General features: G+C 56.4%; 8 protein-coding genes. 3 read left to right on the forward strand and 5 right to left on the reverse strand.

Translation table 11 applies throughout. The features are described 5' to 3' along the window. Window positions 1–133: 133 nt before the first annotated feature. From LOM8899_RS19755 to LOM8899_RS19775, 5 genes are read right to left on the reverse strand one after another with little or no spacing between them, the layout of a single operon-like run. Entirely contained in the window at window positions 134–856 is a 723-nt protein-coding gene (locus tag LOM8899_RS19755) for a DUF6602 domain-containing protein (protein WP_093993975.1), read from the reverse strand. Between the two features lie 12 nt (window positions 857–868). Continuing rightward, window positions 869–1,768, reverse strand: coding sequence for a CBASS oligonucleotide cyclase (locus tag LOM8899_RS19760; RefSeq protein ID WP_093993976.1), 900 nt, complete (start codon window positions 1,766–1,768; stop codon window positions 869–871). Then, on the reverse strand, window positions 1,765–2,268 hold the full coding sequence (locus LOM8899_RS19765; RefSeq protein ID WP_093993977.1) for an HORMA domain containing protein: 504 nt from the start codon (window positions 2,266–2,268) through the stop codon (window positions 1,765–1,767). The genes LOM8899_RS19760 and LOM8899_RS19765 overlap by 4 nt, the downstream gene beginning before the upstream one ends. Beyond that, window positions 2,265–2,735, reverse strand: a complete 471-nt coding sequence (locus tag LOM8899_RS19770; RefSeq protein ID WP_093993978.1) for a CBASS system Cap8 protein — start codon at window positions 2,733–2,735, stop codon at window positions 2,265–2,267. The genes LOM8899_RS19765 and LOM8899_RS19770 overlap by 4 nt, the downstream gene beginning before the upstream one ends. Next, on the reverse strand, window positions 2,735–3,640 hold the full coding sequence (locus LOM8899_RS19775; protein ID WP_093993979.1) for an AAA family ATPase: 906 nt from the start codon (window positions 3,638–3,640) through the stop codon (window positions 2,735–2,737). The genes LOM8899_RS19770 and LOM8899_RS19775 overlap by 1 nt, the downstream gene beginning before the upstream one ends. Window positions 3,641–3,821: 181 nt before the next feature. On the opposite strand from LOM8899_RS19775, the gene LOM8899_RS19780 reads away from it, so the two are divergent. The 3 genes from LOM8899_RS19780 to LOM8899_RS19790 all read left to right on the forward strand — a co-directional run bounded on the left by LOM8899_RS19780 (window position 3,822) and on the right by LOM8899_RS19790 (window position 6,903). After that, window positions 3,822–4,883: a helix-turn-helix domain-containing protein gene (locus LOM8899_RS19780; protein ID WP_093993980.1), complete on the forward strand. Its 1,062-nt coding sequence runs from the start codon at window positions 3,822–3,824 to the stop codon at window positions 4,881–4,883. Window positions 4,884–4,890: 7 nt separating this feature from the next. Continuing rightward, complete coding sequence (locus tag LOM8899_RS19785) at window positions 4,891–5,376, forward strand: PIN domain-containing protein (RefSeq protein ID WP_093993981.1); 486 nt, start codon at window positions 4,891–4,893, stop codon at window positions 5,374–5,376. Between the two features lie 597 nt (window positions 5,377–5,973). Beyond that, a complete protein-coding gene (locus LOM8899_RS19790; protein ID WP_093993982.1) occupies window positions 5,974–6,903 on the forward strand; it encodes a DUF2493 domain-containing protein in 930 nt (309 codons plus the stop codon). Window positions 6,904–7,085: the final 182 nt, after the last annotated feature.

Here is a 7,085-nt window from a genome sequence, read left to right on the forward strand (position 1 = left end):
GAACCCAAAGGGGAACCGTGGGATCACGGTTCCCCTTTTTCCGTGTTTGTTTGGGTCTAAGATCGCTCTACTCTATGAGCAGGATCTTTCGGCGTTGGACGGCATAGCAATACGAAAACGAACTTTGCGGCTACTATTTGGTCAGCCAATCTCCGTAAGCGTCAATATCAATCATTGGTACCGTGCCGCTGAACTGGAGGCGTGAGATCAGCGCAAACAAGAAGGCCGTTGCTGGTTTCGATCCCTCAACAAGGTCATACCCGCCTTCCTCGTCGAACAGAAAATGCCCATGAGAAGCGACACAGCCGATGTCCAGCCTTCTATCATTTTCACCTCCGTCGAGGACCTTTTCGAACGATGCCCCCAAGGGAGGTTTCCACTCGCTCTCGAAAGTCAAAAGCCCGCCGATGATGGGAATGAGTTGTTTTGGTGGGTAGACGCCGCCAGCATGCGGGATTGGTAGGCTGGTCCGATGCAGTCTTCGCACTGATGCAACCTTGTCTTGTGCGTATTTGACAAGACTGGCGTCTGCCGTCTGCTTCGCCTCGAAGACAGCATAAACGCTCTCAGCCGGGACAATGAGTTGGTTTTCGTACGTGAAAATGAAAGGCGAGTATTGGCGGTCAAAAACGACAGCATCAATCTGATCGCTGAAATTCCCTGTACTATCGACGACATGAGCACTTGCAACCTGATATCTCTCAGGGATGTACTGTGCGAGCATATCGATCCAAATCGCTTCGCTTGCGTCCCCTTTTGTACCGGGATGCTTGAACGACTTCCGCGCCGTTGACAGCCGATGCTGAATATCCTCGTGCAACGATGATAAAAGTTGTGATAGCGACCATTCAGCCATTGTTTCTTCTTTCTAAGACAGCGGAAATTTTGGTCCGAAGAAAGCGCGCCACGCTTTCAGGGCGTCTCCGTTCTTGCCTTGGCGCGCCAAGTGGATTGCGGCAGCGATGTCGCGGTTTGCCTGATCCAGAATTGTCTGGGCGCGCTTCACCATCGCTGCGTCCATTCGATCGCTAACAGGAGAGCCGAGCCCGGCCGGATCTGGCCAATCCTCGTGAATTCGGTCGCGTAGCGTAGCGAAGAACGCTTGGATTTCGCGGTCATGTGAACCACCCCATCCACCATGGAGGCATTCCATCGCCATGACCTCGATCAGAAAGGATGGCTTGATAGGTTTTTCTCCGTGGCGGCTGTTTTGGTTCCAGTACTTCACCATGCGCACCAGGCCCTTCCACTCATTGCCATAAGCTTGGTGGGCCGAAACAGCCTTCTGTGCATGGATTTCGGGATTTGTTCCCATCCACTTCCCGGTTGTGTTGTTCGGGATCTCGTAGTCGTCGCCCTTTGCAAATGCGGGCACTGCATCCACACTTACAACCCGGTAATCTGTGTTGTCGTCGGAATCGACGACGACACCAAAGTCCACACCCACAGAGCGTCCCTGTTTTTTGACGGCGCTGCTTCCATAAACGTCAACCAACGTATTGTAGAATGCGGTCAGTATCTTGTCAGGATGTTTGTCTCGATAGTGGTCCTCGTCCTTTCCAAGAACGAAGAAGATATCGACATCCTTGAGTGGTTTGGACTTGGTCCAGCGGGCGTAGCTTCCTGTCAAAAAGCTACGGTCGATCTGAAAGGCATTGTCCAGATGCTCGCGAACTTCCTTCTGCCGCTTGGATGCGTTCTGCTGCTCTCTTTCGTTCAACTCCATTCGGCTCTTGAACTTTTTGAATGCGTCCGGGAGTGAAATCATGATGCCTGCCTCCAATACGCTGCCGTCGCTCCCAGACCGTTGTGTTCGATGGTGGAGCCAAGGCTTTGGCGAACCATACCGTCTGTAGATCGGGCGGTGGTCCGGTACCAACCCGGGACATCAGGTCGTCCCGGCTTTGTACGTAGCAGGAGGTCATACTTGGCGCTTGCCGGCGCAACTCCCGCTTTGCGAATTGCCCAACGAAGCTGATCGGTGTCCGTCCAGAAGTTTCCATCTCCAGCAGACCAACTGTAGTTCACGTCGATATCCCAACGCAGGATCAGTCCATTGGTTGCCGGATCGTATATCTCGAGTGTGATCTTCTGGAGGTCTTCGCTCTCCAACCATGCCTTGATTCCGCGCATGTTGATTTCCGTGTCGTTCACGAAATTTGTTGGATCCATGCCACTCAGACGGATAATGTCTTTGAGGCTCTTGAGGATGTTATCGGCCACATAGGTGACAGACTGGGTGCGGGAATACGTGATGACTGTTGTCATGGTTTCAACAACCCCTCGAGATCAATTTCGAGCGTAGCACCTTGCGAGTTGTTCGCTGTGTCTTGCTTTTTGGTTTCGGTTCTGTCGCGTGCTGTGATGCGGTTGCTCTTCTGTTGCAGCGCAGATTGGACCCAACCGAGATCATCGGGTTCACATGGCAGTGAAATCGACCAATCACCTTTCAGCGGGTCAAACCCGAGCACGTCTTCGTTCGCGTCCGACCCGTCGATCGCATCGTCATCGTAAAGGCAGTAGATGCGCGTCTGCGGCCCTTCACAGCTGACAATGATTGGTGAGTTTTCGCAGGCTTTGTCCGCGATTATGCTGCTTGCAATGCCAGCGATACTGCTGAGCTCTTGCTGCGCTCCGGTATTTGTACGGGTGAGCAAGTCGCTGATGGCGGCCCATGTTGCCAATGCGTCGCGATGCGGAGAGCTTCGGAGTGTTCTGCGGGTTACAGTAGCCATCACTTCCCCCGATTTGCTTTTTTGTTGGTTTGGGCTGATTTCGCGGCTGCTGCCAACTGTGACAGTGTTACCGAGCCGGGGTTCAGTGCCACCTGAGTGTTTGAGGCGAGCGCATTTGCAACGGTTTTTCGGATAGTCCTTCCGTCAAGGCCGACGAATTCGCCAGCACAGGTATCGAAGCCACGGTCCCTAGTCAGCCCTTCAATCTCAGGATAGGTGCTGCTTAGCCCCAACAGGCACTCCCGCAATATGGTCTTGCAGGCTTCCTTTCCGGGAAGGGGTACTTCAAGCACCAGATCGCATCGGGAAACGAAGGCATCGTCCACCGCTTCTGGGTAGTTACTGGTCGCCACAAACAGCAGGTTCTTGTGAGATTCTGCCAGCAGGTCGAGCTGAACCAGAACAGCGTCCGTGGCTCGATGAATGTCGACAGGGTTGGCATCGAGGCTGAGTCTGGATCGGTCGACCGCAAGTGTTTCCACTTCATCTAGCAGCACAATCGTCGGGCCTGCATTGGCAAGTTCTGAAAGTGTCTGCGCGAAGAGGTCAGTAACCGCCCGCTGCGTTTTCCCCATGGCGGAACTCGTCAAGCCATGCGCTTCAACCTCGACCAGTTGGAAGTTTCCCCCCTTGAAAGCCGCCGCTGTTCGGTTGGCCAACCCTCGCGCGAGCGACGTTTTGCCCGTCCCGGGTGCGCCAACCAACAGGAGGACGCCATGGAGTGGCAACACGCTTCGGCTCATCTTTGGTCGCATTGTGAAATTCAGCACCGCTTGAGAAAGCAGGCGCTCCTTCATCTCGGCTTCGACGATGATTGAGTCCCAAAGTTCTGCCAGACTCGGATCCGGCAGTGCCGTGATCTTCTGAATTCCTTTTGGCAGGTCGCCAGCAAACGTTGCGTTCATGGCTGCTTCCTCGGTTCTTTGCCTGTTCAGCGCCTCTTCAGGTGGCTTGGCGGTTTACAAATTTGCCTTCGCTTTGGCTTCGTGTTACAATTTAGGGACAATCTGCCGCGCTTTCAAGCGTTGAAGTTTACAAAATATCAATAATATGGGTGGAATGTAAACCATCCACTGGGAGGACGTTATGATTGGCAAGCGACTCAAAGGAGCCCGAGCGGCATCTGGCCTCTCGCTCCGTGCACTTTCCGATGCCATGGAGAACAAGGTATCCGCTCAAGCCATAGGCAAGTACGAGCGCAATGAAGACATGCCCGGATCGGGCGTGCTGCTAAGTCTTGCCCGAGCACTCGACGTTTCTGTGGATTTCCTGCTCAGCGATGACGAGCTTGAGTTGGAGGGCGTGGAGTTTCGCAAGTCAGCCAGCTCGTCAGCCAAGGAGATCGCGACGATCGAAGCCAAAACGCTCAATATGGTTGAAAAGTATCTAGCTATCGAAAGCTTGCTGAATCTTTCGAGTCAGGAATGGGATGCCCCGCACGAAGCGCCCTACTGGGTGGCCGATGTTCGTGATGCCGAAGACGCGGCTCGCAACATGCGTGCTTCCTGGCAGCTGGGTCACGACCCGATTCCAATGCTTGCCGAACTCTTAGAGGAGCACGGTATCAAGGTGTTGTCTTTGGACGTTGATCGAGTTGATGGGCTTGCGGCGAAAGTCCGTCGAAAAGAGCATCACTCCGCGCGGGTGATCATGATCAAGAAGAAGACCTGGTCTGAGCGGAAGCGCTTCAGTTTAGCTCACGAATTGGGCCACATGGTTCTTAAAGTCGCCGAAGGGTGCGATTCAGAACGCGCGGCAAATCGATTTGCTGGCGCATTCCTCGTTCCGGCAGAAGTGCTTCGGCAGGAGATTGGTGCCCGGAGAACGGACATAAGCATTGGTGAGCTCATTAGTCTGAAGGATCGGTTTGGCGTTAGCATTCAAGCGCTGACGTATCGATGCAAGGATTTGGAGATCATCAACCAGGCAACATTTGCGCGCCTGTTTAAGGTCTATAAGCAACGAGGTTGGCGGGATGAGCCGTTCGAGGAGCCGAATTCCATTCCTTGGGAGCGAGAAGAACCGGACCGTTTTCAAAGGTTGTGTTTTCGTGCCCTCTCCGAGGGATTGATTGGGTTGTCTCGCGCGGCTCAGCTTCTCGAAATACGAGTAAAAGAACTGGAAGAACGGTTGGACCACATGGCATAGTGCCCATGTGCAAGTTCTTGTTTCTGATACCTCCGTCCTGATCGACATTGAAAGAGCCTCGCTGACGGCGAGGCTCTTTGATCTCCCCTATGATTTTGTTGTCCCAGATATTCTTTATGAAGCGGAACTCCTCGACTGGATGGGTCCTGATCTGATCGATCTGGGTCTGAGAGTGGAAGAGCTCACTCCAGAAGAAACCGCACGTGCGACAGAGCTGAAGCGGGCGAAATCTATGTTGTCGACGCCAGATGTCTTTGCATTTTGCCTGGCGGCTGGAAGGGATTGGGTTCTCCTTACCGGAGACGGTGCGCTCAGGGCTGAGGCCGAGCGCCAAGAAATCGCGATGCACGGCGTCTTGTGGGTTTTCGATGAGATGGAACGTCACAAGGTTTGTTCGACCGACTTCCTAAAATCTGGTCTCGAAGCGGTTCGTGATCATCCGAGATGCAGACTTCCCATAAGAGAAGTCAATCGGCGCCTCGTGCGGTACTGATATGTTCGCGCTCTCCGGTAAAAGACAAATGTTGCCAAGTTTTTCTTTGATCTAGCCTTGCGGCCTCCCCAGCTCGGCTGCGCGTGTCGCAGGGGAGAACGGCCCTTCGGTCCGTCGCGCATTCGGCCATGCGGCCTCACCGCGGCGTCGCGCCTGGCATCCCGGTTTGCCCGCCTCGCGAGCACGTCCCTCCCCGGCCGCTCCGCCGGATTGCGCTCTGGTCTGTTTTGGCCCGAGGCCAAAACGATCCCGCCGCTCCATCCGTCTTCCGCGTCCGGTCGGGCCGTTTGCCTGCTCGGGTCGGGCAAACCTACCGTCAAAACACACACACATGAGTGCGGAAGCATATCCTCCGGATGGCCCCCAAATCAGCCCGCGTCAAGGATCGCAAAACTTTTCGGCGAGGGCGGCGCCCGTGGCGCGGAGCGGTCCCGTGCGTGAGGGCGTGCATGCGTCCGGTGCTGCGCGCGGAAAACTTTTGCGCCCGGCAAGCCGGCGGCTGCGCCGTCCCTGACCCGTGCAGATTCGGAAACCAGGCATTCGGCCATGCCCCCACACTCACGTGGTGGCCTAGGAACCGAATACTGGAGACCAGACATGGCTTACGACACCGCAAACACCTACGAGACCATCGAACTTTTCGGACTGACCGAGAAGGACGCGCAGCTGCCGATCCCGGAAGATCACATCCTGACCGACCACATCATCCGCGAAAGCTTCGAGGCTTTGCTCGGGCAGCTGCGCAATACCGGGCTTGAAGCCGAAATCGAACCGCTGGCCCATGGGCTCGCGACGATCCTGCAGCGGCGCAAGGTGGCGCTTAGCAAGGAGGTCGACCGCACCGCCGACAAGATCGGCGCTCTGGCAAAATCCCACGACGGATCGGAGATCGCCGAGACCGCGCTCGAAGAGGCGCAGATGCGCTTTCTGCAGCTGCGCGAGATTGTCAGCGCCATCGAGGTGATGAGCGAGGCTGCGGCGGAATGCTACGAGATCGAGACGGGCCACGCCTTCATCCCGGCGGCCGGGTCGCGGGCGAGCGTCCGGGCGCAAGAGACCGGGGCGGTCTTCGAGGCGCGGCAGCTCCTGGAGCAGCACGACCGTGAAACCGCCGCGAAGTCGAAAGTCGAGGGGGTTCCCCTGATCGTCTCAGGCGCTACAGACTGGACCGATGTCGATGTGATCTTCAACACGCTCGACAAGGTGCGGGACCGGATCAAGCAGAACCGCAACCAGGAGATCTTCCTCTGCCACAAGGGTGGCAAGCACGGGGCGGAGATGATTGCGGCTCGGTGGGCCCGGGCACGCGGGATAGCACAGGCGCGCTTTGATCCGCGCTGGTCCGCGCACGGGCGGGCGGCACCGTTCAAGTGCAACGACGAAATGCTGGACGACAAGTTCGCGGCGACGGGGGTTGTACTCTTCGGCGGCAACGGGGTCGCGCTGAACCTCGGGCAAAAGGCGGAAGCGAAAGGTCTGACGGTCATGCGGGTTGCGGACCCGGCTAAGAAGACTGCGCAGGATTGAAGAGAGGGGGTCGCGCCTGGCGCGGCCCTTTCGTCATGTCTCATGGCGCCTGCGGTCGGTCACGCGTGATCGGCAGTCTGCGGCGGCCAGCACCGTTATCTCTCTACCCGGTCCGTCAGAGTGCGGCCCATCCGCATCGGTACGGGCTGGGGATGGTGCGCACCTCACGCACATCGTCAGCA

Origin of the sequence: Flavimaricola marinus, assembly GCF_900184895.1 — a bacterium.
GTDB lineage: Bacteria > Pseudomonadota > Alphaproteobacteria > Rhodobacterales > Rhodobacteraceae > Flavimaricola > Flavimaricola marinus.